General features: G+C 55.7%; 24 protein-coding genes and 3 pseudogenes. 15 read left to right on the plus strand and 12 right to left on the minus strand.

All coding sequences use genetic code 11. The features are described 5' to 3' along the window. Positions 1 to 630: 630 nt before the first annotated feature. The 3 genes from NOV86_RS19460 to NOV86_RS19470 form a co-directional block, all read right to left on the minus strand. Positions 631 to 819: a hypothetical protein gene (locus tag NOV86_RS19460; protein WP_267643485.1), complete on the minus strand. Its 189-nt coding sequence runs from the start codon at positions 817 to 819 to the stop codon at positions 631 to 633. A 158-nt stretch (positions 820 to 977) separates the two neighbouring features. Further along, entirely contained in the window at positions 978 to 1,901 is a 924-nt protein-coding gene (locus NOV86_RS19465; protein ID WP_267643486.1) for a transcription initiation factor IIB, read from the minus strand. A gap of 157 nt (positions 1,902 to 2,058) precedes the next feature. Next, a complete protein-coding gene (locus NOV86_RS19470; protein ID WP_267643487.1) occupies positions 2,059 to 3,243 on the minus strand; it encodes a tyrosine-type recombinase/integrase in 1,185 nt (394 codons plus the stop codon). A gap of 368 nt (positions 3,244 to 3,611) precedes the next feature. On the opposite strand from NOV86_RS19470, the gene NOV86_RS19475 reads away from it, so the two are divergent. Both NOV86_RS19475 and NOV86_RS19480 read left to right on the plus strand, forming a co-directional pair. Beyond that, on the plus strand, positions 3,612 to 5,051 hold the full coding sequence (locus NOV86_RS19475) for a lamin tail domain-containing protein (RefSeq protein WP_267643489.1): 1,440 nt from the start codon (positions 3,612 to 3,614) through the stop codon (positions 5,049 to 5,051). After that, a complete protein-coding gene (locus tag NOV86_RS19480) occupies positions 5,051 to 5,341 on the plus strand; it encodes a DUF3006 domain-containing protein (RefSeq protein WP_267643491.1) in 291 nt (96 codons plus the stop codon). The genes NOV86_RS19475 and NOV86_RS19480 overlap by 1 nt, the downstream gene beginning before the upstream one ends. A 108-nt stretch (positions 5,342 to 5,449) precedes the next feature. On the opposite strand, the gene NOV86_RS19485 is transcribed toward NOV86_RS19480, so the two are convergent. Continuing rightward, complete coding sequence (locus NOV86_RS19485) at positions 5,450 to 5,854, minus strand: hypothetical protein (RefSeq protein ID WP_267643492.1); 405 nt, start codon at positions 5,852 to 5,854, stop codon at positions 5,450 to 5,452. Next, positions 5,855 to 7,423 carry a multicopper oxidase family protein gene (locus NOV86_RS19490; RefSeq protein ID WP_267643493.1) on the minus strand — a complete coding sequence of 523 codons (1,569 nt, stop codon included), beginning with the start codon at positions 7,421 to 7,423 and terminating at the stop codon, positions 5,855 to 5,857. Positions 7,424 to 7,593: 170 nt separating this feature from the next. Here NOV86_RS19490 and NOV86_RS19495 point away from each other — a divergent pair, with 170 nt between their 5' ends. The 5 genes from NOV86_RS19495 to NOV86_RS19515 all read left to right on the plus strand — a co-directional run bounded on the left by NOV86_RS19495 (position 7,594) and on the right by NOV86_RS19515 (position 11,319). Further along, the gene (locus NOV86_RS19495; protein WP_267643494.1) at positions 7,594 to 8,004 is read left to right on the plus strand and encodes a hypothetical protein; all 411 of its coding nucleotides are present in this window, start codon (positions 7,594 to 7,596) and stop codon (positions 8,002 to 8,004) included. Positions 8,005 to 8,011: 7 nt separating this feature from the next. Further along, a complete protein-coding gene (locus NOV86_RS19500; RefSeq protein WP_267643495.1) occupies positions 8,012 to 8,749 on the plus strand; it encodes an alpha/beta fold hydrolase in 738 nt (245 codons plus the stop codon). Between the two features lie 386 nt (positions 8,750 to 9,135). Then, the gene (locus NOV86_RS19505) at positions 9,136 to 10,317 is read left to right on the plus strand and encodes an FAD-dependent oxidoreductase (RefSeq protein ID WP_267643496.1); all 1,182 of its coding nucleotides are present in this window, start codon (positions 9,136 to 9,138) and stop codon (positions 10,315 to 10,317) included. Positions 10,318 to 10,370: 53 nt separating this feature from the next. Further along, entirely contained in the window at positions 10,371 to 10,781 is a 411-nt protein-coding gene (locus tag NOV86_RS19510) for a hypothetical protein (RefSeq protein ID WP_267643497.1), read from the plus strand. Between the two features lie 181 nt (positions 10,782 to 10,962). Continuing rightward, a complete protein-coding gene (locus NOV86_RS19515) occupies positions 10,963 to 11,319 on the plus strand; it encodes a nuclear transport factor 2 family protein (RefSeq protein ID WP_267643498.1) in 357 nt (118 codons plus the stop codon). A gap of 94 nt (positions 11,320 to 11,413) precedes the next feature. Here NOV86_RS19515 and NOV86_RS19520 read toward each other — a convergent pair whose 3' ends face one another. After that, complete coding sequence (locus NOV86_RS19520; RefSeq protein ID WP_267643499.1) at positions 11,414 to 12,406, minus strand: C45 family autoproteolytic acyltransferase/hydrolase; 993 nt, start codon at positions 12,404 to 12,406, stop codon at positions 11,414 to 11,416. Between the two features lie 229 nt (positions 12,407 to 12,635). Between NOV86_RS19520 and NOV86_RS19525 the strand changes: the two are divergent. From NOV86_RS19525 to NOV86_RS19540, 4 genes and pseudogenes are all read left to right on the plus strand, one after another. Further along, positions 12,636 to 13,495 (plus strand): annotated as a pseudogene (locus NOV86_RS19525) (IS5 family transposase). Between the two features lie 166 nt (positions 13,496 to 13,661). Next, positions 13,662 to 14,093, plus strand: coding sequence for an ester cyclase (locus NOV86_RS19530; RefSeq protein ID WP_267643500.1), 432 nt, complete (start codon positions 13,662 to 13,664; stop codon positions 14,091 to 14,093). 237 nt (positions 14,094 to 14,330) lie between these two features. After that, complete coding sequence (locus NOV86_RS19535; RefSeq protein WP_267643501.1) at positions 14,331 to 14,543, plus strand: hypothetical protein; 213 nt, start codon at positions 14,331 to 14,333, stop codon at positions 14,541 to 14,543. 12 nt (positions 14,544 to 14,555) lie between these two features. Beyond that, a complete protein-coding gene (locus NOV86_RS19540) occupies positions 14,556 to 15,239 on the plus strand; it encodes a TVP38/TMEM64 family protein (RefSeq protein WP_267643502.1) in 684 nt (227 codons plus the stop codon). A 153-nt stretch (positions 15,240 to 15,392) separates the two neighbouring features. Here NOV86_RS19540 and NOV86_RS19545 read toward each other — a convergent pair whose 3' ends face one another. Further along, entirely contained in the window at positions 15,393 to 15,815 is a 423-nt protein-coding gene (locus NOV86_RS19545; protein WP_267643503.1) for a VOC family protein, read from the minus strand. A gap of 140 nt (positions 15,816 to 15,955) precedes the next feature. On the opposite strand from NOV86_RS19545, the gene NOV86_RS19550 reads away from it, so the two are divergent. Further along, positions 15,956 to 16,546, plus strand: coding sequence for a helix-turn-helix domain-containing protein (locus NOV86_RS19550; protein WP_267643504.1), 591 nt, complete (start codon positions 15,956 to 15,958; stop codon positions 16,544 to 16,546). A gap of 312 nt (positions 16,547 to 16,858) precedes the next feature. On the opposite strand, the gene NOV86_RS19555 is transcribed toward NOV86_RS19550, so the two are convergent. After that, positions 16,859 to 17,467, minus strand: a complete 609-nt coding sequence (locus tag NOV86_RS19555; RefSeq protein ID WP_267643505.1) for a SprT-like domain-containing protein — start codon at positions 17,465 to 17,467, stop codon at positions 16,859 to 16,861. Positions 17,468 to 17,924: 457 nt separating this feature from the next. On the opposite strand from NOV86_RS19555, the gene NOV86_RS19560 reads away from it, so the two are divergent. The 3 genes and pseudogenes from NOV86_RS19560 (at position 17,925) to NOV86_RS19570 (ending at position 20,500) form a co-directional block, all read left to right on the plus strand. Further along, a complete protein-coding gene (locus NOV86_RS19560) occupies positions 17,925 to 18,164 on the plus strand; it encodes a hypothetical protein (protein WP_267643506.1) in 240 nt (79 codons plus the stop codon). A 40-nt stretch (positions 18,165 to 18,204) separates the two neighbouring features. Then, a pseudogene (locus tag NOV86_RS23285) lies at positions 18,205 to 18,557 on the plus strand (hypothetical protein). Between the two features lie 455 nt (positions 18,558 to 19,012). After that, complete coding sequence (locus tag NOV86_RS19570) at positions 19,013 to 20,500, plus strand: zinc metalloprotease (RefSeq protein WP_267643508.1); 1,488 nt, start codon at positions 19,013 to 19,015, stop codon at positions 20,498 to 20,500. A gap of 310 nt (positions 20,501 to 20,810) precedes the next feature. Here NOV86_RS19570 and NOV86_RS19575 read toward each other — a convergent pair whose 3' ends face one another. From NOV86_RS19575 to NOV86_RS19590, 4 genes and pseudogenes are all read right to left on the minus strand, one after another. Continuing rightward, on the minus strand, positions 20,811 to 22,580 hold the full coding sequence (locus tag NOV86_RS19575; RefSeq protein WP_267643509.1) for a hypothetical protein: 1,770 nt from the start codon (positions 22,578 to 22,580) through the stop codon (positions 20,811 to 20,813). A 129-nt stretch (positions 22,581 to 22,709) separates the two neighbouring features. Continuing rightward, the gene (locus NOV86_RS19580; RefSeq protein WP_267643510.1) at positions 22,710 to 24,815 is read right to left on the minus strand and encodes a type B DNA-directed DNA polymerase; all 2,106 of its coding nucleotides are present in this window, start codon (positions 24,813 to 24,815) and stop codon (positions 22,710 to 22,712) included. Between the two features lie 5 nt (positions 24,816 to 24,820). Continuing rightward, positions 24,821 to 25,093 (minus strand): annotated as a pseudogene (locus tag NOV86_RS19585) (DUF8156 family protein). Positions 25,094 to 25,099: 6 nt separating this feature from the next. Then, positions 25,100 to 25,750, minus strand: a complete 651-nt coding sequence (locus NOV86_RS19590; RefSeq protein WP_267643511.1) for a hypothetical protein — start codon at positions 25,748 to 25,750, stop codon at positions 25,100 to 25,102. Positions 25,751 to 25,927 lie beyond the last annotated feature (177 nt).

A 25,927-nucleotide genomic window follows, 5' to 3' on the forward strand; every position in this document is an offset into this window, starting at 1 on the left:
GGTTTTAACCCCTCTCTGGACAAGGTATGAGTGTAGACATGACTTGCCCACCGAACGAAGGAAAGTCGAACCGAACCGTACTCAATACGATTCCAGTTGCCGTCTCGGGTGACTGGTGGACCGGACTCGTCCGCGACCGTGACGACAAGACCGAAGAGGAGCGGCTCCGGATGGAGCGCTGGGTCGCGAACAAGCATGGGTACTCAAACCCACACACGTGGCGTGTGCGTCCGGACTATTGGTCTGCTGAGCTAAACGCCGTGACCCAGCTCGAGCGACGAAAGGGTCAGTCACCGCCGGGGAACCTTCCTCTCGATTCTCGTCTGACTCCGCTTGAGTACGTACTCGTCCGCAGAGACGAAACTCGCTGGGTTGCGGTAGTCCGTCTGGACCGTCCGTACAAGGGTGAATGTCTCAGACTCTATCACTGGAATCCTGCTGACGGTTCTGTCCGTCAAAAGTGGACCGTCGGCCGGGACTGGTCGCAGTTGACGGACCTGGCTACGCGTCATCTCAAGAATCGGGTGTAGAAGTCAACCTGGCGTCAGCGTGTCGCAACGCGCTCTACAACAGAGGAGAATCATGGTATACAGAATCACATTCACGGCTGACGGCGCCGCTACGATGGAATCACTTGGACAGGTTGAGAAAGAGTATGTCCACAAGAAGCTCCACAGGATCGCCCACAACCAGTTTCGCAGCCCGCGGGACTGGGATTATCGAGAAATGGCCGGTCATCCTGATGGTCGGCTGCGAATCGGGGACAGCCTTCGGGCCTTCGTGGATATCGATGACGCCGCAGAAGTGATCCGGATACATCGGGTTGGGCGTCGGGAGAACCTGTATTCATAGGTGCCCCTCGACGTCTCATAAACGGAAATCTCTCTTTTTCTTGCTGTAGCCTGGTCTTTTCGTTCGAAAATTTCTGAAGAAGTCCCTGGTTCAGGCCTAGTAAATAGATGTTCAGAAACGCTCTATCAGCAGTGTTCTCGAACCTCTTCGCGGCGATTCCGAATCGTGGGCGGGGATACACCGGCTTCGGTCGCCAGTTCTTTCTGCAGGATGCGTTCCCCGGTTTGCTGGCCAGCTTCGTAGAGACATGCAGCGGCGACGCCGGCGGGATGTCTCCCGATTACGTCGCCTGCATCTTCCAGCCGTCGTGCGAGAACGAACGCCTCACGACGGGTGGTATCAGAGATATCGAATTCGCTTGCAAGCCGTGGGAGGAACGCACTGGGTGATGGGGCGGTCACTTCAAGGCCGAGCTCGACGTTCATGACGCGGTAGGCGTTCCGGAGGGCGGAGCGGTCACACCGAGCGACGCTCTCAACCTCCTGCAGTGTCCGTGGCAAGTCGAAGCACCGACATGCGGCGTACACACTCCCGGCGGTGAAGGAATGGACTGAGCGGCCTGGCAGGAGCCCTCGGGACTGCGACTCTCGAAACAGGGACGCTGCCCGGTCACGGACGCTCGTTGGAAGCCCGAGCGCGCTCGTGACACGCCGCACGTCGATGAGCCCTCTGACAGTGTTTCGTGACCGCCTCGTCGGCTGGCGGGCCTGGCTGTGGTGTCGCCTGAGCCTGCTGAAGCGTCGCCTCGTCCGCCCGGAAAGTCGGTTGCCCATCCCGTCTCGTTGTTCCCCGATTTCTGAGGAGAGTCCCTTGTCGTGTCTGGCGGGCGTCAGAGGTGAGCCGACGTGCTTGTTCGACTCCTGGTTCTGGTAGTCGAACCAGTCTGGCCCGTGGTCGATCTCGTACTCCCGAATAACTAGCCCGCACTCGGTACAGTAGGTCTGTCGTTGGTCGCGTTCGAGGCTGCCACTGCACTCGGGACACGGGAGGTCGATTGGAAGTCGTTCAGATTCGTCGAAGCCAGTTGCGTAGATGTGTTTGGTCGCCATTATCGAAATCACTGCTCTGCAGGGCGCTCACGAGCACTGCCCCGCACCCTTCAGGGGGCGAAAAAATGCCGTTGAGGAGCAGAATACCTGATCCCCTTCGAGTTAACCAACAACCGGACTTTCCTCCCGATCTTGTTGGTTAAGTCGCGGTCTCCGTTTACTCCGATAAATCCTCAACGCTCACAGCAGCACACTCTGGTATGTGGCTCGGATAGTCTGTGATCGAGACACCACACCACTTGCAGTTCTCCTGTTCTGCGACGATTGTCTCCTTCGTGAAGGCTTGTCGACAGTGGATACAGTGGTCCTTCTCGCGCGGCGTTCGCTGATGGCACCGGGGGCACTCAATCGGGGCTGTTGGCTCGGGTTCGTCTTCGTCATCGACCTCGAGTCCGTGGATGCGAGCAACTTCTCGGGCTGAGTCGTCAGCGAAGACGGACACGTATCTGGAGGCGACGTCGCTGCCACGCGTCCAGCCGTGATGGTCTTCGATGTGCGCCTGGTTCATGCCACGTGAGGCGAGATGCGAGGCGCTGCTCTTTCGGAAGTTGGTGAACGTCACCGGCTTCGTAATGCCGGCGCGTTCAGCGGCATTCTTCAAGATATTCGCCAGAGCGTTGTAACTCGGCTTCTCGGGTGTGTTCAGTTTGCTCCAGAGTGGGTCATCGGGGTGGCCACCAGGATGTGCTTCGAGCCAGCGCTGGAGGAATGGAACGCTTGGGATGAGGCCGATTGAGCGTTGGCCCATCTTCCCCTGGACCGTGATCTGGTAGCCGTGAGTGTAGTCGGTGACGTCACCGAGTCTCAAACTCCGGAGTTCTCCTGAGCGAGCACCTGCATCCCAGGCGACAGCGATGAGAGCGGCGTCGCGAGGATTGAGCGTTGCCTCGATCATCGGTAGGACGTCTGCCTTCCACTTCAGCATGTTACTCGGCTCAGGAGCTGGATCGTACGTGCTCGACGTGTTCGATGGGATCCACTCCATCGATTTGGGTGGCCTGTTGCCGTTCTCGTCCGTGACCCGCCGTCCGAACTGCTTCAACGCGACCCGGTAGTCCCGGTTCGTCTCTTCGTTGTCGTAGTTCCGATGAATCCATCGGACGATATCCTTGGCCGCCTCTTCATCCTCCAGCGCGTTGACGAGGGAACCAGCATGCTCAGCCATTCTGACGTTGTGCCTGAGGAGTTTGAGGTGGCGAAGGTGACCCACCTGGCTGGGGATGAGGAACAGCTCGTCACTGAATCTCAGGAGGGCCTCGCAGTCAGCATCATTCACATCGCGTTCTCGATTCTCGAGTTTCTGTCGTAAGACGTCGATCTGGTGTTCAGGGTCTGAAGTCATACCCAGATTACCAATTCCAGCTGATTTTTGTTCAGTTCCCAATTCTTCGTCAATGCCACAACGGTCGCTGTGTAAATATGGTCGGTCGACATTATCGCAATCACTGTTCTGCAGGGTATTTTCGAGAGGTTCCCTGCACCCTTCGGGGGACGAAATAATGCTGTGCGTCGTGGATGCAGGACCGAAGTCGATTAACCAACAGACCACCATCGTGACCAACAGGCGTTGGTTAACCTCTGTCCGAGTTCACTGCTGCCCGTGAACTCGAAGATGCAGGTCGAAACCCTAACAGCGGAAGTAGTGGGGTCCTTGGTCAGGAAACAGAAACTAACGGAGGGAATAAGCGACGCTGCTGCCTGAGGTCACGTATGCGAAAGACGCGGTCCTGGGGGACAGTCCTCGTCGTCTGCCTGGTCGTGCTGGCAGGCTGCGCAGGCGGACCAGGGACCACTGACGGGACAACCACCGGACCAGGTGAAGTACCGGAGACTGACGGCACAGCGACGCAAACACAAGCGACCGCGAACGGAACGCTGAGTGTCCACTACATTAACGTCGGGCAGTCCACGAGTATCCTGCTCGTTGGACCGAGCAATGAGACGATGCTCATCGACACTGGGGACTGGCGGAACCATGGGGAGTACGTCATCAACTATCTGGAGGCGAAGGGAATCACTCGAATCGACCATCTGGTCACGTCCCACGCTGATGCGGACCACATCGGCGGGCACGCAGCTGTCATCGAGACGTTCGAGACGAAGTACGATGGCGTCGGGGCTATCTACGACCCCGGTATCGCCTCGTCGTCGAACACGTACGGCCGATACCTCGATGCTGTCGAGAAGTACGACGTCCCGCTCTACCGGGCAGGTGCTGGTGATCGAATCCCATTCGAGGGCGTCGATGTCTCCGTCATCGCTCCACCTGAGGGGTATATCGCGAACGAGGCTCGCAACGAGAACAGTCTCTCGCTCCGGGTCCAGCATGGCGGTGTCTCGTTCCTGTTCACCGGCGATGGCGAAGAGGCACTTGAGGAGTACCTGCTCGCAAACCAGCGTGATCAGCTCGACGTGACCGTCCTGAAGACGGGCCACCACGGAAGTCGGTCGAGTAACAGTGCGGCGCTGCTCGACGCGGCCTCACCGCGGGTCGCAATCATCTCCAGTGCATACGACTCCCAGTACGGCCACCCACACGAGGAGGTCCTTCAGCGACTCGCTGACCGGTCCGTGCCGACGTACTGGACGGCGACCCACGGGTCGATAGAGATAGTCACCGACGGCCAAACCCTGTCCATCGCGACGCAACAACAGGCACCGACTGTGGCAACCAGTGTTCGGGATGGGTCGGCAACCGCCCCTGAGACTACGGGGTCGCTCACCGTCCGGGACACGATTGCAGCTGACGGTTCGTCGGGGCAATCTAGTGGGGCTACCAGGACACCTGAACAGTACACGGCAACGCCGGTCGCGACTGACGGTGGCATCACGGTCGATAACGTCCACGCCGATGCGGAGGGGACCGAATCGGAGAACCTCAACGACGAGTACGTGGTCTTCAGCAACGACGGCGATGCAGCGGTCGACATGTCGGGGTGGACGGTCACCGACGCCGCTGGGAACAGCTACACGGTCCCTGATGGGTTCACACTGGAGGCTGGCGCATCCGTGACGCTGCATACTGGGAGTGGCGAGGACACTGATACCGACCTCTACTGGGGCAGCGGGTCTCCCATCTGGAACAACGACGGGGACACGGTCATCGTGCAAACAGATAACGGCGAGACAGTCCTAGAGGAAGCATACTGATGACCGAGAAGACGTACACTGCGGTACTCGACCGTTTCGAGGAGGAGGAGGCAGTCTTGCTCTGTGAGGAAGGGGGCGAGGTCGTCGAGGAGCTCGTCATTCCAAAAGCGTTCCTCCCGGTGGAGGGCCGACACCAGGACGCGATCTTCACGCTTCGAGTTGGTGAGGATGACCAGACCGTCCTTGCCTACCAGCCAGTCGAGACAGAAGAACGGAAGAAGAAGGCGCAAAGTCGATTCGATAGTTTGTCGCAGTCGCTTTCGGATCGTAATCCAGACGACGGGAAGTGAATGAATCAGGGGGCTCGTTTTGACGCGTAGAACATGTGTGAGGGGCAAATTTTGAGTAGAACACTTCTGAGGTAGATGTAGAACGTTCGAGAGGTGACTGACGTTAGTCTATCTATCGTTTCTCATCAACAGTATTATTGACACCATCAACGCTATTTGTGCAACCATCGCCATGGCACCAAGCAATCCTACCTTGGTTTGTGCTGACCCAGTGAGAGCGGGCAGGCTTACGAACCGGGTGACTACCCAGATGGCAGTGAGCAGAAGGTTGAACGAAATGCCTAGGCGTAGTGTCCATCTCCCGGGCCTGAACAGTAGACGTACAGCAAGTACCCCCTGGAAAATCCCTACGAAGAGGAAGAACAAGCCGGGTAAGAGTGTAACAACGAATGCTTCGGGGAGTATCCACAGGTGAATCGCTTGTGAAATGAAAGCAAGTACTGCCCCGAAGTAGCGAAGGGCTACATCGCCAGAAGATCCTAGCTCGTTTGACTCCCTCTCCAGAACGCTCATTCAGACCACCTCGAAGTTGGCCATCATCATCATGTCCTCGTGTTCGAGATTGTGGCAGTGGAAGACGTACTTACCCCGGTAAGGAGTGAACTTAGCAACCACCCGCACGGTCCCACCGTCGAGGAACACAGTGTCTTTCCAGCCCGCATCATACGGTCCGGGGGGACCACCGTTACGCGAAATCACCTTGAAGTGAACGAGGTGCATGTGTATCGGATGCGCTGGATCGGCATCGAATTCCCATATCTCAGTAGCGCCGAGGCGAGGTTTCGCATCGATACGCTCGGGGTCGTACCCTTTGTTGTTTATCGTCGACATTCCACCGAGCATCCCCGCGATGAAAAAGAAGCGTCGCGTCGTCTCCGCTTCACCAGGACTCGGGAAGTCGAGTTGTGGAGCGAGTTGCGCTGGAATTTCACTCTCGTCCTCCTCTTCTCGGACGACCTCGAACCGCATCACATCCGACACACGTCCTTCTCCGCGACGGTTTACGAGTGTGATCTCGGAGCCGACTGGGTACTGCGAGAAGTCGATAACCACGTCGAAGCGCTCGGCAGGAGATACGCGAAGCTCGTCATGACGAATCGGTTCCGAAAGGAGGCCGCCATCGCTGCCGATCTGGACGAATGAGTTCCCTTCCGATGGCGACGGCTCGAGTGCGAGTTCGTAGGCCCGTGCATTGGAGGCGTTCAAAACCCGAAAACGGTACTTCGTGTTCGAGACCTCCATACGCGGCCACGGTGCCCCGTTGACAAGAATCGTGTCTCCAAAGACACCGGTATGCGGCCCGAAACTCGTTGAGGCAAGCACTCCGTGGTCACCCAACAGCGATGGGTCGACCGATGGATAGTACATCTCACCGTCATCGGTGAACGTTCGATCTGCGATCATGAGAGGTACTTCCTTCTCTCCATCTGGAAGCGGTAGCTCGTCCTCGATGTCATCGCGGATGAGATAGAACCCTGCCAGTCCCTTGTACACCTGTGGACCGGTGAAATCCATCCTGTGGTCGTGATACCAGAGGGTTGCTGCTCGTTGCTCGTTTGGATACCTGTACGTTTTCGAGCCGTGTGAAACACCGGCGACGGTTCCAGAGATATGCCCTGGTAAATCGTCTACCGACAAATCAGGTGGCAGGATGAGGTCCGTTGGAAACCCATCGCTCTCAGGGGGTGTCACCCCACCGTGGAGATGCGTTGAGACCGGCACAGGGAGTTCGTTCCGCTGTTCGATGACTACCTCTCGTCCCCTTTTAGCTTCGATAGTAGGCCCTGGAAAGATTCCATTGTATCCCCAGATTGTAGTATCGTATCCTGGGAGGATTTCGACTGTTCCCTTCTGCTGTGTAATCTCATAATAGTCGGTCGTTTCGTCTGAGCTTGTTGGTTCTAGAACTGGAGGGACAGGTAGTGGAACTTCGAACTTCTCGACACGGGGACTCGTTATGTTCATCGATTCTACCAGGCGCTCTACTGGCCCAGCGACCCTCCCGAGAGGGGCACCAAGTCCTACACCAGTCAGCAAGCCGAGTTTTACAGACTCCCTTCGAGTGAACTTCATCTCTCGCATCGAGGTGGGCGCTCTCCAGCGGTCAATATTCAGGTAAACATGTTGGCTTCAGCGCCTCCCTGTCTCGGAGTCTGTAGACAGCAGAGTGGTGGAGTGAAACACTACGACAATTGAGGCGGTGAACATGTAGACCTCAATCCTGATTCCTTGTTCCGGTCTTCACCCAGTCGATGACGACAGTCTCGGACTTACAGTGGAAACAAATCGTCGTTGGTGGTATCGTCCCGCACGTCATTTCGACCGGGCTTCTAATCGCGTGGCTTGTAGCCTACACCTTCCTCCTTGCATTCCAAACGGGGGGAGAGCCAGACGGTGGTGCCTTACAGCAGTTCAGTACCATCTCTGGCACCTTGATATTCCCATTGCTAACGATTCTGTTGACTGTAGTCGCAGCGGGATGGGTCGCGCAGCGAGTTGACTCTGATACAGTAACTATCCACGGTGTTGCAGTGGGTGTTCTTGCTGGCCTAGTCGGGTTCGCGTTCGGAGCTCTGGACGTGATGATGTTGATTCGGTTTGGTCTCACTGTTGGGGCAGGAGTGCTTGGCGCAAAACTTGCACCGGCCCTCTTGCGAGGCTAGCGGTACGATGAGCGAGTTCTCTGAGGCGACCGATTGTGATATCGGATTCGTACTGGTCCATGGCGCTGGATTCGATGTATGGATTTGGGAAGAGTTGGTCTCGCTCGTTGACGCTCCGATGTTACCAGTCAGGTTTCCGGCCCGAGCAGCCGAGCAGCCGGTACGAGACAACCTCCAGTTGGTGGACTACGTGGAAGCCATCGTGAAACAGATTGAGGAGTGGGATGTTTCCACTGTCATTCTCGTTGGTCATTCAATAGGGGGTTCAATTTGCGTGGAAGTCGCAGACCGTCTTTCTGACTGCACCGCAGGGTTTGTCGGTCTGTGTGCAGCCATCCCAGAGTGCGGTCAGTCGTTCATGTCTTGTCTCCCATTCCACGAACAGGTAGTCCAGAGGTTCATAATGCGACTTGTGGGAACGAAGCCACCGGAGCGAATCATCAAGCGGTCTCTCTGTGCAGAGCTGACTGACGAGCAGGCAGACGATGTGATTTCTCGGTTCGTCCCAGAATCACGCCATCTCTATACCGACCCAGTGAACGGCAGTATTCCGAACGTTCTCCGGATGTACATTCAAACTCAAAATGATGAGTCTATCCACCCTGATCAACAGGTAACCAGCGCGGAAACCTTGGGGACTAACGAGGTTATTACGCTCAATTCAGGGCATCTGCCGATGCTTAGCTGCCCAAGAGAGTTAGCGTCTATCTTGCTCCAATTTCGAGATCAGATGGGAACACGGTGATACCGTGTTGTGAATATCTGTGACATCCTCTCCGCCGTGGATGGCGGGGCTTCCCGTACCGCAGGTGGGACATTTGCTGGTCTACAGAGGAAACAAGGCGAGTGCCTCGGGGCTTGACCCCCGGGGCGGTTCACATTATCAACCAGGTTCGTTCCCCGCGGTGAAATCTCTGTGGTGAAAGGACGTGGTTGACCCAGTCATGGTCTCCTGTGGTCGAAGGGAAGCATCGAGACTTCCTCATCAACATGTTCATCTGAATGCTGATGCGAAACCGACTGCAGTTACTTTCTGATGGTCGAAAGATCAGTACCCGATAGCAGAACAGTGCCTGAAGGCGTTGATTTCGAAGCACGGAGAATCGAATCCAGTCTCTCTCGGTGGTCACGATGACCCAGTCAAACGAAGATCGGAAAGCCCTGATAATTGGCTGTGGCGTGGCTGGCCCGGTTCTCGCAATGTATCTCCAACGAGTCGGCATCACGCCAATCATCTACGAGGGACGGTCAGAACCCAGAGATGAGGAGGGTTTCTTCCTCAATCTTGCAAAGAATGGAACGGATGTTCTGGAAACTCTCGGCATCGAAGACGAGGTCCTCGAAAACGGCCACCAGTCGAATCGCCTGGTTTTCCAGAATCACAAACAGAAAAGACTCGGTGAGAATCCCTCGGAAACGGTTGTGATTAAACGCGGGCTCTTGACCAAGGCCCTTCGGGAAGCAGCCACCGAGCGTGGCATCACGGTGGAGTTCGGAAAGCGTTTGGTAGACGTTCAGGTGCCACACGATGACATGGCGATTGCTTACTTCGAGGACGGTACAGAAGCGCACGGAGACTTCCTCGTCGGCTGTGACGGAATCCATTCACAGACCCGACGCTCGATGTTCCCTAATGCCCCTGAACCAGAGTATACGGGAATAATCGATTCCGGGGCGTTCACGCACAACGATTCGATTCCACAGTCGGATGGCGTGATGAGGATGACGTTTGGCGTGGACGGTTTCTTTGGGTATCAAAAGGTTCCAACGGGAGAGATTTTCTGGTTCGAGAATCACGAGCGGAAGCAGGCTCCTGATCGAGCAGAACTGGAGACCATTCCGCAAGCAGAGTGGAAAGAGAAATTGCTTCATCTTCACAAGGACGACCACGAGGAAGTCACCGAAATCATCCGCTCGACCGACGGTGAAATCGGGAAGTGGCCAGTATACGATCTGCCCGCGCTTCCAACCTGGCATACAAAGACAGTTTGTCTCATCGGTGACGCTGCCCATGCAACGTCTCCCCACGTTGGACAGGGGGCGTCGCTCGCCATGGAAGACGCAATCGTTCTGGCAAAGTGTGTACGGGACCTCGAAAACGCCCAGGACGCGTTCGAGAGGTTCGAATCGTTGCGACGAGACCGGGTCGAAGAGATTGTTGAGATATCTCGAGAGACAGGCAATCAGAAAGCACCGTCAAACATCGTCGCTCGAAAAATACGGGATCTTATTCTTCCATTCTTCCTGAAGCGGGGAGTGGAGAACTTCGAAAAAATCTATTCCTACAGAGTTGACTGGGCCGAGCCGGTGTGACATGAACATGTAGACGTGAATTCTGATTCCCCCACAGAAACACCTTACAGTGAATGACGAAAATGAGAGACCTTCACTGGAAACGAATCGTCGCCGGTGGCGTTGTAACTCACGTGATATCCATGGGAGTTTTGGTCGCGGTAATCGTCGGGTATTCGCTCGTCGGAACCGCAGGGTCAGGAGGCAAGCCCGATCAACTGGCAATCCAGCAATTCTCTATGGTGTCCGGCGCACTGCTCTTTCCCGCTCTGACGATTCTGATAACAGGGGTTTCGGCTGCATGGGTCGCCCGAGAGGTAAAATCTAGGACAGCGACGAGTCACGGAGCAGGAGTCGGTATTGTCGTCGGAACTCTTGGCCTCGCGTTCGGCGCCCTTGATTTGACCATGTTGGTTCGATTTGTGACTACCGTCGTCGCTGGGGTCCTTGGTGCGAAAGTCCATCTGGCTCTCTCAGTAGAATAAGAAGTTACGATACTGGCTTTTGTTGGAATGGTCAAGGGATGAGTGAAACAGTATGTGATATCGAGAGGATGGATGCAGCAGCTAGAGTCCCGTAGACGCCATCACAGCTTGCCTTCGCATCCAGGGGTCCCGATCTCGTGTTGGCGGTACAATTATTCTAAAAGCTCTTCTGTATTCGAATATGGGCATCAAGGAGTCGATACTGGAACTGGAGCGGCAGTTGTGGAACGCTGACAAGGAGTTCTATCAGGACGCACTCTCGGAGGATGCTGTGATGGTATTTCCCGAACCGACTGGTATACTAGAGCGGTCGGCGGTGCTGGAGTCTCTTGGAGGGGCCGACAGATGGCAGCGTATCGAATTCGACGAGGAGCGACTGGTCGAAGTCGATGACGACGTCGTCCAGGTGGTCTACCGAGCAGTTGCAGAACGCAGTGAGGATGGATCTGAGTACACCGCTCTCGTCACCACGACGTACGTCGAAGCCAACGGGTCGTGGCAACTGCGCACTCACCAACAGACCCCTGTCGGCGAGTAACCTGTATTCTGCCATCGCTTCCTGACACACGTCCTGTATATAGCACAGCGTCGTTGAACTGTCCGTGCCCGAGAATCTCGATAGAGCCACAATTTCACAAATCAACGCTTGTGTAGGGGCCCCGATCAGGGCGACCATGGGAGAGAAACGCCTCGGGCCCGTCAAGAGCAATCGCCCACGACCAGAGCGTCTCCACATCCGTCGATTCATCCGGTGTCGAACAAGCACAGACACCAGTTTCAGTGTCTGAGAGCGTTTGTTTCAGGTCGCTGAGTGAGAGAGGAGAACCCGCTGATTCTACCCATTCAGTGATCGACGCCTGCCGCTCTTTACTACTCGAGCGACTACCGTCTTCCTGTTCGTACTTAGTCATCGAGTCTGATTGGAAGTGGTTGGTCACTACACCGAACCCTTGGGGATATGATGTAGTAACTGTCTCAGGACTTGCCTCGACGACCGCTATCGCCCCAGACCCATCAGCCAACAAAAAGTTCGTGTTTCGTGCATGTGTTACATCTTCAAGGAACGCCACCGCTTCGCCAACAGATTGGCACGTTTCCAGCACGGTCCGAGCCGCAAGAGAGAACATCAGCCCCGGTTTCAACCCCCTATGAGGAACGAAACTGTGGCCGATAGCAAGACCGGCTTCGTTGACGCCGTCGTGTCGCCCAGTCCAGTGGTCTGAACACCCGACGTGGGAAAACCCCCTCGCAGGTTGAGTCCGAAACATGGTGGCGAAATCGGCGAATTCCGTCGAGAAATCGTAGTTCCGTCCGAATAGCTGTCGACCATCGGCACAGTGTTCTCCAGATAGTGAGACGACAGTACACCCATGGTCCCAGCCGAGCGCAATTGGTATTGCTCTGATCCGTTCGAGATTCCAGTCTCCTGCGTCGGCGATGCCACGGAGCTCATCAAGAATACCAGGTGCAGCCCTCTCGACGTACGGTAGACAATCTATAACGAACTGTCTCTGAGTGGGTGTGACTTCTGGTGGCTCGAACCCATGTTCTCTGAGGATAGTCCCGTATTGGTGCCCGATTTCGAACGCAGTACCAGAAAGGGTGACTTCATCCATGGATATCATCCGGAACAGATAGTCACACCAACAATAACGTCTCTGGTGAACGTGTTCATCATAGGTATCTGGATATGGGAACATCTGGCTCTGTTGAAACCCTCAGAAATTGATAGAAACTGCGTGCTAAATAGAGAGGATGGGCCTTGTTTAGACGCTCAAACTTTAACAGCGTAGAGTCAATCGACCTCGTATCGCTGTGCTAGTAGCTCCGGAGAAATACCAAATCTACTAGGAAGTGAAGCGGGACGGGTTCGTTGTGCACACGAAGACCTCCCGCTTCACAGAGATGGTTGTATCGCTCGCTCAAAAAGCCGTCGTTGGCCCGCCAGCTCCAGCCTACCGTCCGGGTGAAGAAGGCTACGCTGACTGGGTGATCCTCGCCGTTCAGGGGCTCAAAGAGTATCTCGGCCATCCGTACCGGAAGCTGATGGACGTCCTCCGCGAGATGCCAAGAGTGGCGAATTTGCTCGACTTGACGCCTGAGACGGTTCCGCACTTCTCGACGGTGTGTACGCGAAAGCAGTCGATTCCGATGAAGCGGTGGCGGGCGATCCTCGATCAGTCTGTCGAGTTGTACGAGCTCGGTGATGTTCAGGCAATCGACGCAACCGGCGTGGATCGCGTCCAAGCCAGCCAGCACTACGCCAAACGCACCGACTACACGTTCGAGGCCGTGAAGACCACGCTGTTGATCGATTGCGAGACCAGCGCGATTCTAGATATACACTGTTCGATGAAACAACCACACGACACACAGGTTGGCTGGCAGGTGCTAACCCGGAATTTAGATAAGCTGGCGGCTGTAGCAGCCGATAAGGGCTACGACTGGGAGCAGATTCGCACACGGTTGCGAGCGGAAGCTGTCACACCGCTGATTCCGCAGCGAGATCCCGGGTTCCGGGGGTGGGCACGAAATTTTCTCATCCGTGATCGGGCGTATAATCAACGCTCAAACGCTGAATCGGTGTTTTTCGGCTCCGGTGCAGATACGGTGACACGCTCTGGGCGAGAACCTGGTTCGGTCAATTCCGTGAAATTGTCATGAAATCCGCGGTCCGCAACATCGAACGCGCCATCGAGGACTCACACCCGTGAAATCATGCGTTCAAACAAGGCCGAGAGGATGTATCCATCACGGCGAACCATCGAGCAGGACTCGATACGGTGACGACAACCCGCCCATTTCTGCGGGCACATTTCTATTGCCGAAGGAGACAGGCACAGAGAATACTGCTATCTACGAGTACAGCGTATAGGGTCCATGGCCGTTAAATCATCAACTGAGCAGAACAAGGCCGTCGTTACTCGTTTTGTCGAGGAGGTCTGGGAGAACGGTAACGTCGATGCGATCGACACCCTGTTCACCGAGGACTCGGTTCTCCACGACCCGACCGGGGATGTTCGCGGCCGGGAGGCCTTCAAGACGTACAACGAACGGTACCTGGCCGCGTTTCCCGATCTTCAATACGACATCGAGGATATGATCGCGGAAGGTGACAGAGTAGTCTTCCGTGCTCGAATGCGGGGTACTCACGAGGGGGAGTTCATGGGCTTCGAACCGACCGGGCAACGCTTCGATGCGGAAGGGATCATCATCGCCCGTCTCGAGGACGGGATGATCGCTGAACGATGGGCGAGTTACGATGCACTCGGCATGATGAGACAACTCGGCATCCTCCCGGATGCCCCGTGACCGATACGCACTCTGTATTCAGCACGGCCTCAACATGCTATCAGTGGCCGAAGATTTCGACAGAGCCGCACATCTGATTGTGAGGAGGGTAGGAGCAGCGAAATTCCTGGATTATCCAACGACAACATGTATACGTGAATCTTGATTCGGGTTTCCCCGCTTGTCGGAACTGATGAGAGATTCCGTTATGGACATAGAGGCGGTTACTTGGGTGGCTACTGAACAGGGGAGGAGTCAATGGTATTGATCCCAGACAAGTTCCGAAATCGTGGCAAGCGCGTCGCGAATGGGCTCAACCAAGTCACTGTCGCGGTCTGGGACGATTCAAGCCTTGTCGTGAAAATTGGAATCCTGATCCTGCTGATTGGTACCGGTACCGCGGTTCCGTTGATTCCGGTCGCCCTGGTCGCACGATATCTCGCTGTATCGAGTGCGGGGTATCAGATTTGAGTTACTGGGAGTATGAAACTGTTCGCTACATCTGTGAGTCGGAGCCAGCGTATCGCGCTACTAACGACCATCCTCGGAGTTACGGCCATTGCAGGGTATCTTACTCATCAATACTCATCGGCGATTCTGGATCCAACGTACCTTCGTGAATGGATTGGTGGTTTTGGATATTTTGCCCCACTTGTATTCGTGCTCGTTCAGGTGCTTCAGGTTATCATCGCACCGATTCCCGGGCACATAATGGTACTGCTCGGAGGGTATCTCTTCGGTCCTGTCTGGGGGACAATCTACAGTATGATCGGGGTGACCATCGGGAGCGGACTTACGTTTCTGATTACGAAGCGATACGGTCGGCCCTTCGTAGAGCGCGTACTCCACGAGAACATTGTTTCAAGACTAGATGCATTCGTCAGTAAGGCTGGCGCGCCTGGATTGTTGGTATTCTTCGCAATCCCGGGTACGCCGGACGACGCTGCCTCATTTCTCGCTGGACTCACGAAAATTCGGATTACCACGTTTCTGGTGGTTGTTGTGGTCGGGAGACTCCCAGCCTACGTCCTGACGAGTTTCGCTGGTGAGAGCTTTGCCGCAGGTCGTCACTTCGAAGCGGTGGTCATCCTTGGATTGATTGCAGGGGTTTCGGCACTTGCTTACTGGTTCCGCGGCGATATCAAGCGCAGACTCGTTCAAGAATGATAGTGGCCCAGAATAAAGGCAGTCGGCGGCGGGATTGATTTGACCTGAGAGGAATTCTTAGGTGCGACGATTGTACCGTTATGCCTCCTTGAACCTGAATTTCCATACCACGCTGTGCTCCCCAACAGCTAACGTGTCGGTGACTTTAGTGGTTTATTTTTTAGTGACTTCTTCGAAGAGGAGCAATTGGTTTTGCTCGTTGTCTTCGAGAACCGCTTCTACCCCATTACTCGTTTCTTCGGGTTCGCTGGAGAAATTCACGCCTCGTGCTGTGAGCTCATCGTACGCTTTACGACAATCTTCGACTTTGAGACCAAGCATCGGATTGTGACCGATCAATCCCGAATACCGTTGCTCATCGACTCCCCCGAACCAGTCTGGTGAGCGAAGAATCAGACGTGGCTGCGCTTCGCCAGACGGAGCAACGGTGAGCCACCGGTCGTCCCCCATCGGGATATCTTCTATTTTTTCAAAGCCCAATTTTTCAGTGTAGAACTGGAGAGACTCTTCTTGGTCACCAACTATCAGTGTGCAATGACTTATCGTGGAAACGCCAATCTCAGCTGTGTGTTCCATCGAATTGTTTCACCAATTCGAATGAGTCCAGAAGAGACGAAAGCCGTTCAGGTGAACATGTTTACCTCTGCCCCCATTACGTTGGAGAACCAAAGAGGACCATGCCGCGAGTGCGTCTCAAGGTTGGACCGCTGCCGGATATGGAAGCAGTCGCCAAGTATTTCCCTGACACAATTATCCGGTTTTTAGCCAATTACCCAACGGACGACGGAGTATGTAGCGTGATAGAGATTCGAACTGATGAACCAGACCGTTTCGTCCAAGAAGCATTGACGCACTGGGATGCACAGACTCTTGAGATCCTGCACAAGGACGAGGATACAATCGTCGTTACGTTCGAAGGACAGCCACCAGAGGGGTACTTTGTCTCTCAAGATATCGGCTACCATCCGACTACTCCTGTCGTTGCCCGTGATGGATATCTCTTCATCGAGTTCGTGATGCCTGAATCGAAAATGGCTGCAATGTGGGAATCACTTGATGAACGTGGTATCACGTATGATGTTCTCTCCATCACCGATGGGTACGATGTCCTCGATTCACTCACGGCCAGGCAACGTGAGATTCTCACTGCCGCGATTAAACGTGGGTACTATGACACCCCCCGAGAATGTTCGTTAACCGATATTGCTGAGGAACTGGAAGTCAATAAGTCGGTAATCAGTGGGGTCCTTCATCGAGCTGAAGGTGAGATAATCAAAGACGCCATCGGCGATCCCCGAGACCATTAGAGAGAGGATTTCTCAGAAGACGAGGGTTCTATTTGGCACGAGTAAGCCCCGTGGTCGGTCATCTCGCATCAACTCTGTTCACTGGATAGCCTGCTTGAGAACTCTGATGTCTCGACGCACCGTTCGCTACTCAGTGAGGTCGCCCCATCGCTCGTGGATTACCTCGTGGTCCACGGTAGCATCGTCAGGTACGACCACAATGTCCGGTCCTTGTGCACTGTCTTTTCATTGAACACCTAGTCTTGGTTGATTAGTTCGTCGACTCTGTCTTTGACCTCGTTTATGGGGTTCTTGTTGGATATCGAGCCAATCCTACCACTCGTCTCCGATCTCCTTCCGAATCTGTCGATACTCGCGGCTCGTCTGCCAGGACCGTCCGGTTGCGACGTGAGTAACGTGATATGGACTGTTGCATGACCCACATCGTCGCTGTTCTGGCTGGCTTACGGCTTTCGATGCCCGGTACCGTCGCGCTTCCCAGTCACAATTCTGGTCCTCACACTCCAGTAGCAACCGCGCCTCAACGAACTTGGGACAGTGGACGTCGACGTCCAGTTCGCTGGCCTTCCGCTTGAACCGCCTCCCGTGGGTGGACTCGCCGAAATGCTGGAACTCCCAGGCATGGATGAGCTCGTGCCGGATGACCCGGGTGAACTCCTCCCAGCCGAACTTCTGGTACGCTGCCCAGGTGAGTCGAATCGTAATCTCGCCGGTGTGCGATTTGTAGCGACAGGCACCAGCACGGCGTTTCGCTTGCGTCGACACCTCCCACGATATCCGCGAGAGGTCGACGTCCAGGTCAACGGTTCGTGCGTACTCGGCCGCACGCTCACAGAGTTCGACTTTCGTCGCTGGCGGATTTCGCGGGCTCGGTCGTTCGATGAACAGTGCGCTATCGAGGGTGGTCTGTCTGCCAGTCATGGAGAACACAGGCACTCTGAGTGAGCGACTCACCCCTGAGGCGCAGAAAAACAGGATCGAGAAGGCTGGGAATTCTCTCCGGTGAATCGAACGGTAATTGAAAGAGTTTCCTAGCCCGTGCAATCGTTACAGCCACACAGTATCGGCAAAGTTTCGGAAACCGGATAGGGTCCCGAGAACGGGCACATGAGTCCGCAATTAGCAGGTTCTGACTTTTTTGGCAATATCGGAAACACCCCGGTTTCGCTTACATGGCTCACTCGTCTTCGGTTTATTGAGGAAGAACCACCCATGTCACAGCATGATTCGGCCTCCGACGTTCGAGACCACCAGACACCCATGTCCCCACCGCAGGGTCGTCGCGTGTACTGCCCGTTTTGCAACACGCGGTTCGAGTTCGAGGGACAGAAAGAATGTCCAACGTGCACTGAGCGACTGACCGATGCGGAGGTCAGCGATGAATGAGCAGATCACACGCAAGGAGGTGCTGTCGGCGCTTCGGGTAGTGTACGATCCACAGTGCGACCAGGAGATGGGCGTCCAGTACGTCGCTGTTGCAGACCTGCTGGGGGCCGACCACTCGCGAGTCTACCATCCTCTTGAGTCGCTCGCCGACGATGGCCTGATCGAGAAGGTCACCAAGTGCCGGAGCGGCGTCATCGAGAAAGGATTCCGACCGGCTTCGAAGAACACCTGAACCTGTATTTGAAGTGAAACCGGTCTCAACAACAGACTACATGACGCGAGGATTACGACCGACGGAATCGATCGATAATCGAATCACGGTCGTAGTTCTCAGCGACGCCACTGGACGAGACCAGATCGCCTGTAATTCCTACATTGAAGCAATCTCGGTCACGAAAAACAGGTCGACTCCGAGACAGTGGTGAAAATCGAGAACCGAGATGACGATATCGTCTTCAACTCCGAAGAGATGGACATCGAGGCCTGGGAGATCGAATGGAAAAACGCCAAGCGACGGCTCTCGGTCGATATTCCCGACCACGATTGTCCATACGACGAGATCAGCTGTTTCGCGGACGACCTCTGTACGCAGTGCCAGATTGACAAGGTCCAGGACCAGTATTGAAATCTGGAGCGCTACGCTGGTGACCGTCTTTATCCAATATTGGTCTCCTTATCTTTGTTTCTTGCTCTTGTTCTGGGGTCGTCTCCGTCGGAGTCCATCCCGATCCAGTCGCCGAGTTCGACCTCGTTGGTGACCGAGATACAGACCGCGCCAGCGATGATGAGCGAGGCGGCCCAGCTGATGGTATGGCTACCGAGCGAGAACGCGGTGTCTGAAAGGCTGAATCTGTACACGCTGATGGTACCGATCTGCGTGAGGCCGATTGCATGAGCACGATGGCGGCGAAACCGGGTGCGTCTTCTGAGTCGAATTCTCCGGAGGTCTGGTAGTAGACTCCAGATAGCCGTCGCTGTACCTCGCTTAAATAACCTGTAATCGAACTAGTGCGTTATTGGAGGTTGTTGGTTCTCGGTTTCCCACCAGAACTAATAGTACAATTAACGAACATATCCTATATGCGTAACCAGCGTCTCGTCTCTCTCCTGATTATACTACTCTTGCTCGCAGGGTGTAGTGCAATAACTGATTCAGGCTCGGAGACGACAACTACTCCAGGCGCGACTTCGGTTGATGAAACTAGTTCACCCACCATTGTGTCTAGCTCTGAATCGACGGAAACGGGTACAACTACTCCAACTCAGACTACGACTGAGGCTCCTCGAATCAACCCCTTCGATTCGAGGTCGATCACAGTTGGAGTTTCAGCGCCTCCGAATCAGACAGTTAACCTCACTGAGATATCCAGAGAAGCGGTTGCGTATTGGCAGGACAACCGTGAAGCGGCGTCACAGTACAGGGAGAACCCCGTCGAATTGGTTTTCAAACCCGAGGCGGCCGATCCTGATGTCCTGATTGAGTACAAATCGACCATAGCGAACTGTGACGGCGGGTATAGTCCGGATACATTCCTATTCTGTAGTGAGTGGGTGACGACCGGCCAAGTCGTCGAGGACCAGATTACAATCGAAGTCGCAAATCGGTACACCAGGAACGATACTGAGCTGCTTACAAGAGAAGCACTCTCTGGAATCTTCGGATACTCTTCCGAAGACTACAATAGCGGGAGTATAGACGAACCAGCTCTCCGAGACCCATGGCCGTCGAAGGACACGGTGATTGTTGGAGTCACGGACGGTACAGGGTCAGATCGCAATATCGAACCGCTCGTCAAGGAATCACTCGAGTACTGGGAAAACTCGACTTACGGGGACTATGACATCAACTGGGTGTTGAAACCGGATGCGGCCAGCCCTGACGTCGAGGTCCACCTCGTCGACTCAATCGAGACGTGTGGACACACACCGTCTGACAAAGAAACGCTAGGTTGTGCTCCAAACCTTGAGCGAACAGAACCAGCTGGAGATGACGTCCTCGTCAGAATTGCTGACGGATATACCGATGAATCAATCACAGAAACAATAAAACACGAATTCGGCCATGTTCTGGGTCTCTCTCACGGAGAGGAACCGATGCCGTTGATGAACGAGTCAAAAGTCGCCGACACGCTACCCGCGACAGACGTTCAGAACCGGTCGATCGGCTGGGAATCTCCCGAGATAACTGTCGGAGTCACTGAGTCGGCGAGTGCGGAAATGGAGGAACAGACGAGAGCAGTGGTGGAATACCTGAATAGCCGCGAGAGTCAGCCCGATGAACTCAGTCTCAAATACGTTGGAGTCGACGCAGAAGCCGACATTGTGGTTCAAGAGGATCCGGAAGACGTCTGCAATCTCCATGCTGGTAGCTGTCCTCGCGCTTTCGGCCGTTCTCCAGATACGGACGACGCGTTGGAGTACTACACTGAGGTCACGATCTACGTGGAGGACTTAGACGGTGATACACTGGGATGGCATATCGGTTACTGGATCGACCGTGTGGCCTCCCCGACGATGACTGATGAAGCCTGGGACGAAGATGACGACGACCGTGATGGCTGGCGCTGACGCGCTCGGATTGCTCTAAATCGGTTCCTCCACCTCACTTGGGAGACGGAACTAAATATTGGTGTGGGCTGACTGAACCTCTGGCTCTCGTCTCACATGACGAACTAGGAGCAGTGCCACGTAGGTAGGCAAGTTGACTGTCGTGACGACTGTCGTAGACCACCTATCGGTGCTAGGGATTCGGCTTCATTGAAACGGGGGACCGGACTTCAATCTTCGAGAGGAGCCTGGTTTAGAGCCTGACAGCTAACACCCGTTACTCAATCTGTTTTTATTCAATAGGATATACTCAGGTTTCGCTAAAACGCCCTTATAACGCTTCGAAGGTGGCGTACACAAGCGACCCCATTACAATCGAGAGTATAGCAGCAGCTCCAATCAACAAGAAAATCCCATGCCCACCAGCCAGCCAGATTCCGATGAACATCGGAATTGAAGACACCAGTAAGATCTGTGCTGGTTTGCCAGAAGTCGACAATTCCTCACTGCTCGTCGCTTTCTTAATACCCCGCATGATTTCGAGTAGGATTCCAGAGAGAGCGAACGTGATTGCGAGGAACCCGAAAGCAATTCTCACAAGAATGTGAGTGAATGCGTCTCCCAACTTGTCTAAGAAGCTCGGCCCAGAGTCCATCTCGTTCGGGGAGTCTACTTCGACGACCATCGGTTCAGTTGTCGTCTTGGCTGCCCTCTTCGCGGATTGGGTTTGTTCTTGCTGCTCCTGAGTTTTGGTCGTTGCAGTGCTCTGCTTCCGCTCGGCGTTCTGCTTCTGGTTAGGGGTAGAGCTTCCCCACTGCGCGGGCTTTTCCTGAGCCTGTTTCGTTATTGCAGAAGTGACGTTCTCCCGAATCTGGTTGGAGAGCTGCTCGGCTTTCTGCTTCGCGTCTCCGGTAATAGTCAGATCACCAGTTCGGTCCATATCGTAGGCGACGATTACGGCGGGGGAGGTCGTGTTAAAAGACACCTGTTCCGAACTGACGACCCGGCCGCGAATCACGTACTCCCCAGTCTCGGGGTTAGCGACACCATCGATCTTCTTGTTCGATAGGCCCACCACCGGGATATCGGTATCTTCGCCCATTAGGATGCCAGTGTGGACTGTTGTGTCCGTGACGAGCGGGAAACACCCCGTGACGGGGTTCGCTATCGAATCCGGTGCACACCTGAGCGAGTTGACTAGGACCTGCTTAGTGCTCACCTGTCCACCGACGTAGTTCCCGGAGACCTCGACAACCTTGCCAGAGAGTTCGCCCGAATTGGATACCGTCGTTTCTTGGGCTACTGGGGTAGCATCGAGGGCCACATATACTCGTTCTCCGCCCATCTCAGGAAGAACGAGGACTTGGACGGTGGCCTCGCTGCTCATCCACATCGTATCATCGAGGCTGAGAGGCGCAATGGAGTCTCCAAAAACAGGGGGGAGCATTTCAGAACTCATTGACTCGAACGCAGTAGAGCCCCCCAAGTCAGATGAGGACGTGTTCAGTACCCCTGCGACAGCTCCTACAGTTGGTTTTCTGAATACCCTGTCCACTGGTCGACGAGCGGTAGAAAGATATCCACCAGACACGGTCGACCCGATATCACCTGGACTCTCGGACTCAACCGCAATCTGGCTGAAGTTCCCAGTAACGGAAACCACCTGTGCCTCGTACTTATTCGGCGAATTGATGAGAGTCGACAATTCGACTGTGTCGCCTGACCTCGACAATTCGATGTTGTCTGCGAAAATGACGCCCCCGTCGTTTGGTGTCTCACTCGGTGTGAACGTCCTTCCGGTCACTGTCGCCCTCCCAGCAAGGTCATCCGAGTTATGGAAGACAAGGTACGAACGTCCATCAGGCTGCATCAGGAGAGAGGTGTTCGACCGGACCTCGAGACCAAACATCGAGGCGAAATCTTCCTGAACACTCTGGTACTCGGCTTCCATCTCCGGTGACAGAGGCATAAGTGCGCCACTGGTCGTCTCAGCCTCAATCTGGCTGGAACTGGCCTTATCTGAGTGACTCGGTGTTGCTGTGGCCACTGACGCAAAAGAGACTACAACAAGGATTAGCAAACAGACATGCTTCAAACTCATTACCGCCAACATGTTCTCAGTCAGTTATAAATTGACTAGATAACCTCACGTCCAAGGCTGGCGGTATCTATTGTCTATAGGGTTTTTGTGACAGCAAGTCAGACACCCAAATATAGGTTCCTGCAGATCTCAATACGCATCCAGAGATACATCCCGATACTCGTCCAGATACCGCTCAATCGCGCCTTCACGCCAGCCCAGTGGGGAGAGCACACTCTCTGCCGCTCGAAGTAACTGCGTCCGATAGAACCCGTCGTCGTACTCTTCGAGCGATTCGTGGGCCAGTCGAACGCGCTCAGGAGACTTCTTGTCGTCGTCGACGACCACGTACTGGACTGACTGGCCAGGGTGGCGTGGAATCCCGAGGTGCTTCGCTCGCTCTAGCGCGGCAACGTTCCGGGTGTACTGGCTGTACTCTGACAGCGACTTCGAGACGCGGTTCTTCACGAGCAACTCGTCGGGCGAAACATCACCCCGACTGAGCTTCCCCAACCACGTCTTCAGGCGTTCGACCACTGCCTCGGCATCCCTAGTTTCGGCGAGCGTCTCGATGAGGTCCTTTTGGGCATCTTCGATGAACTGGGGCGTGCTCCGCTGGCGGCATTCGATTCCGCGGAACTTGTACTCGTCAACGCCTGCCTCCTTCCCGAAGTACTTCGTCAGCGCGCCGGCGTCGCTGTTGCGCATGGGGACGAACGCGATCCAGTCGTAGGCGGCCTCGTACTCCAGTCGGATACCCACGTCAGCAGTAATCTCGTCGACCAGCTCTTCCAGCGGCGTCTGCTCCTCTCCTTCGATGGCGGTCACCCAGATGGAGTCGACGATGCCATGGATGACACGCCAACCGTTCGCCTCGAAGGTGTCCTTGGCGTCGAGCAGTATCTCACGAGCGTAGGCGTTGATTGCCTCGTGGCATTCGATGCGCCCGAACTTCGCGTTCGAGAAGCCCTGGTAGCCGAAGCACGACACCAGAATCCACTTGATGGCGCTCGACTGCCCCTCCAGTGCCTCGATTCGCTCGGGGTCCTCGGCCTCTTTGAGTTCGGCCTTGATGTCGTCCCGGTCGCTGACGAGTGGCTCTAGCACGTCGGGGAGGAACCCGCGTTCGTCACAGATGGAGTAGCCAAGCCCGGGCACATCCTCCCGATTGCTATGGCAGTCACAGCGAATCTTGTCTGGGCTCACGTTACGCGTGACGATGATATTGGGATACAACGAGGAGAAGTCGAGTTCGTGGACGTCCTCGTGGAACCCGGCGTCGGGGGCGAACGTGAACCCGCCGCGGTCGGCGTCGTGGAGCTGGCGCATCGTCTTCGGGAACTCATGCCGCCAGGAGTGCCACGGCACGAGTACCCCACGACTCCGTGCTTCTCGAATCTGGATGGCGGTGAGAATGGAGCCGATGGAGGACCGGGCGAGTTCTTGCAGCGGCTTGTGAGAGCGACTCACGAGGTCGAGACAGCTGTTCAGGTTCGTCTGGTTCCACGTGAACGTGTTCGACCGGTTGACGATGGCACGACCGGGAACGTTGTAGCGGGCTGGCGAGTGTCCGACCCGACCGTAGCTCGTGTACGTCGACCGTCCGGCGAGTTGCTGGTAGCGCTCACCAGGCAGCCGCCCAAGTTCGAAGTCGTCGAACCCGACCGATTGCGCTTGCGTGAACAGCGCTGGAATCACGTCGCTGGTGTTCACCAGCAACACGTCCGGGTTCACCTCGTCCACCCGAGACTGCAGCGTCGTAAGAACGCCTTCGCGGTCGCCTGTTAGCGTCTCACCGTCGACGGTGAGACTCGTGATGTGCTCGTTTGCGAGGGCCTGATCGTCGACATCAAGCCGGAGCACAGAAAGGTCGCTGGCAGGCGTCGGGTCGATACCCTCCTCCAGACAGTAGCGGTACTCTCGGGAGAGGTCGACGTTGTACAGTCGGTAGACGCCTGGGTCCGCCCAGGCCGCGACCTCCCGGGCGATTCGCTTCACTGCGTCGATGTTCGAGGCGTCTACACGGAGGACTCGGGACGGTTCGTGGCGGAAGCTGATTCGCTCCTCGACGTAGCGGGTGTGTTCGACCTGTGGGTGTTCCGAGAACGTCGGCTCAATCTCGGTGAGGCTTCTGCCTTTGTGCGCGGAGACGTACAGCGTCGGCGTGTAGGACTCGTCGACTTCATAGGTCGCACCGTCCTCGGTGGTAGTCCACTGGTACACCTTGCCGTTGATGAAGTCGAACTTGTACGGCACGAGACTCACCTCGGGTGGGTTGCCTGTTCGTGCGGTTCCTCAACTGCTGCTTCGAGTTCCGTGATGCGCTTCTCCTGTTCGAGGACGATGGACATGAGTACGGGAACCGACGTGGAGCGATGATTGAGGTAGCCAGCGGTGTCGGCGTGTGCTCGCGCGTGCTCGAACAGTGCGTCGAAGTGTTCCTAATCGTGGCGGCGGAGTGCGCGCCGGTAGTCGCTCCAGGAGTTCTCCATCGCTCGCAGCGAGTCTCTGAAGGTCGGGTTAGTACGTCCCACTGAGACTCACCTCCGGTTGCGGGCTCTCGGCGAGCGCGGCGTGTCTGTCCTGCAGAACGCGAGCGTGGTCTGGACGTCCCCGTTCTCGAGCGGGTAGACGAGCGTCTCGAACTCGCCGCCGGAGAAGCGTGGCCCGAACTGGGTGCGTTCGCACTCCAGTACCTCGCCGGCGAGGTCCCGCATGGGCTGGCTGAACGAGTCCACGCGCTTGCGGGTGAGGAGTATCGGCAACTCGTGCTCGTCGGCGAGTGCCTCGACGATGTCGGGGCCTGCCTCACGCATCGCGTCGCCTTCCCCCCGACGGAGGTCGTCATCGCCATAGAAGGCGTCGAAGGCGGGCAGGACCAGCAATGTGGTGTCGTCGTCGATGAACTCGGGCGTGTCGAACAGCAGGCTCTGGTGCTGCCAGGGGGTAAACGCTCGGGCGACCTCGATTCGGTCGAGGGCGCGCATGCTCGGGGCGAGCTGGGCCATCGGCTTGGTCGTGGCGTGGCCGTGAGCATCGAGCCACGTTGCAGTCCCGCTTTCGAGGAGGACATGGTCGAGGACCAGCGATTGCAGTGCACCCGTGACACGCTCGTCGGCTTCGAGCAGGGTCACGCCCGGGTTGAGCGTCGGCAGCTCTGGCGTGTTCGTCTGGGTCGGTGGTTCGGTCATGGCTATCTGAACGTAGCCACGTCCCACACTTAGGCTCGACAGGGCCGTTACCGATACTGCCGATAGTAGATTCAGACCGCATTCGTGGAATGACCATGCGCAACTGTCCGGATAGACGAATCAGGCGGGCATAGGTGGCTGGTCTGGTCTATGAACCGTTTAGGAATTACTCACGTC

Source organism: Haloarchaeobius amylolyticus (genome assembly GCF_026616195.1).
Taxonomy (GTDB): Archaea; Halobacteriota; Halobacteria; order Halobacteriales; family Natrialbaceae; genus Haloarchaeobius; species Haloarchaeobius amylolyticus.

What these genes read in the sequence shown, in the direction of transcription:
- NOV86_RS19460 (WP_267643485.1), bottom strand. Translation starts at nt 819, where the DNA reads ATGTATCCGGATCACTTCTGCGGCGTCATCGATATCCACGAAGGCCCG.
- NOV86_RS19465 (WP_267643486.1), bottom strand. Translation starts at nt 1,901, where the DNA reads ATGGCGACCAAACACATCTACGCAACTGGCTTCGACGAATCTGAACGA.
- NOV86_RS19470 (WP_267643487.1), bottom strand. Translation starts at nt 3,243, where the DNA reads ATGACTTCAGACCCTGAACACCAGATCGACGTCTTACGACAGAAACTC.
- NOV86_RS19475 (WP_267643489.1), top strand. Translation starts at nt 3,612, where the DNA reads ATGCGAAAGACGCGGTCCTGGGGGACAGTCCTCGTCGTCTGCCTGGTC.
- NOV86_RS19480 (WP_267643491.1), top strand. Translation starts at nt 5,051, where the DNA reads ATGACCGAGAAGACGTACACTGCGGTACTCGACCGTTTCGAGGAGGAG.
- NOV86_RS19485 (WP_267643492.1), bottom strand. Translation starts at nt 5,854, where the DNA reads ATGAGCGTTCTGGAGAGGGAGTCAAACGAGCTAGGATCTTCTGGCGAT.
- NOV86_RS19490 (WP_267643493.1), bottom strand. Translation starts at nt 7,423, where the DNA reads ATGCGAGAGATGAAGTTCACTCGAAGGGAGTCTGTAAAACTCGGCTTG.
- NOV86_RS19495 (WP_267643494.1), top strand. Translation starts at nt 7,594, where the DNA reads ATGACGACAGTCTCGGACTTACAGTGGAAACAAATCGTCGTTGGTGGT.
- NOV86_RS19500 (WP_267643495.1), top strand. Translation starts at nt 8,012, where the DNA reads ATGAGCGAGTTCTCTGAGGCGACCGATTGTGATATCGGATTCGTACTG.
- NOV86_RS19505 (WP_267643496.1), top strand. Translation starts at nt 9,136, where the DNA reads ATGACCCAGTCAAACGAAGATCGGAAAGCCCTGATAATTGGCTGTGGC.
- NOV86_RS19510 (WP_267643497.1), top strand. Translation starts at nt 10,371, where the DNA reads ATGACGAAAATGAGAGACCTTCACTGGAAACGAATCGTCGCCGGTGGC.
- NOV86_RS19515 (WP_267643498.1), top strand. Translation starts at nt 10,963, where the DNA reads ATGGGCATCAAGGAGTCGATACTGGAACTGGAGCGGCAGTTGTGGAAC.
- NOV86_RS19520 (WP_267643499.1), bottom strand. Translation starts at nt 12,406, where the DNA reads ATGATATCCATGGATGAAGTCACCCTTTCTGGTACTGCGTTCGAAATC.
- NOV86_RS19530 (WP_267643500.1), top strand. Translation starts at nt 13,662, where the DNA reads ATGGCCGTTAAATCATCAACTGAGCAGAACAAGGCCGTCGTTACTCGT.
- NOV86_RS19535 (WP_267643501.1), top strand. Translation starts at nt 14,331, where the DNA reads ATGGTATTGATCCCAGACAAGTTCCGAAATCGTGGCAAGCGCGTCGCG.
- NOV86_RS19540 (WP_267643502.1), top strand. Translation starts at nt 14,556, where the DNA reads ATGAAACTGTTCGCTACATCTGTGAGTCGGAGCCAGCGTATCGCGCTA.
- NOV86_RS19545 (WP_267643503.1), bottom strand. Translation starts at nt 15,815, where the DNA reads ATGGAACACACAGCTGAGATTGGCGTTTCCACGATAAGTCATTGCACA.
- NOV86_RS19550 (WP_267643504.1), top strand. Translation starts at nt 15,956, where the DNA reads ATGGAAGCAGTCGCCAAGTATTTCCCTGACACAATTATCCGGTTTTTA.
- NOV86_RS19555 (WP_267643505.1), bottom strand. Translation starts at nt 17,467, where the DNA reads ATGACTGGCAGACAGACCACCCTCGATAGCGCACTGTTCATCGAACGA.
- NOV86_RS19560 (WP_267643506.1), top strand. Translation starts at nt 17,925, where the DNA reads ATGAATGAGCAGATCACACGCAAGGAGGTGCTGTCGGCGCTTCGGGTA.
- NOV86_RS19570 (WP_267643508.1), top strand. Translation starts at nt 19,013, where the DNA reads ATGCGTAACCAGCGTCTCGTCTCTCTCCTGATTATACTACTCTTGCTC.
- NOV86_RS19575 (WP_267643509.1), bottom strand. Translation starts at nt 22,580, where the DNA reads ATGAGTTTGAAGCATGTCTGTTTGCTAATCCTTGTTGTAGTCTCTTTT.
- NOV86_RS19590 (WP_267643511.1), bottom strand. Translation starts at nt 25,750, where the DNA reads ATGACCGAACCACCGACCCAGACGAACACGCCAGAGCTGCCGACGCTC.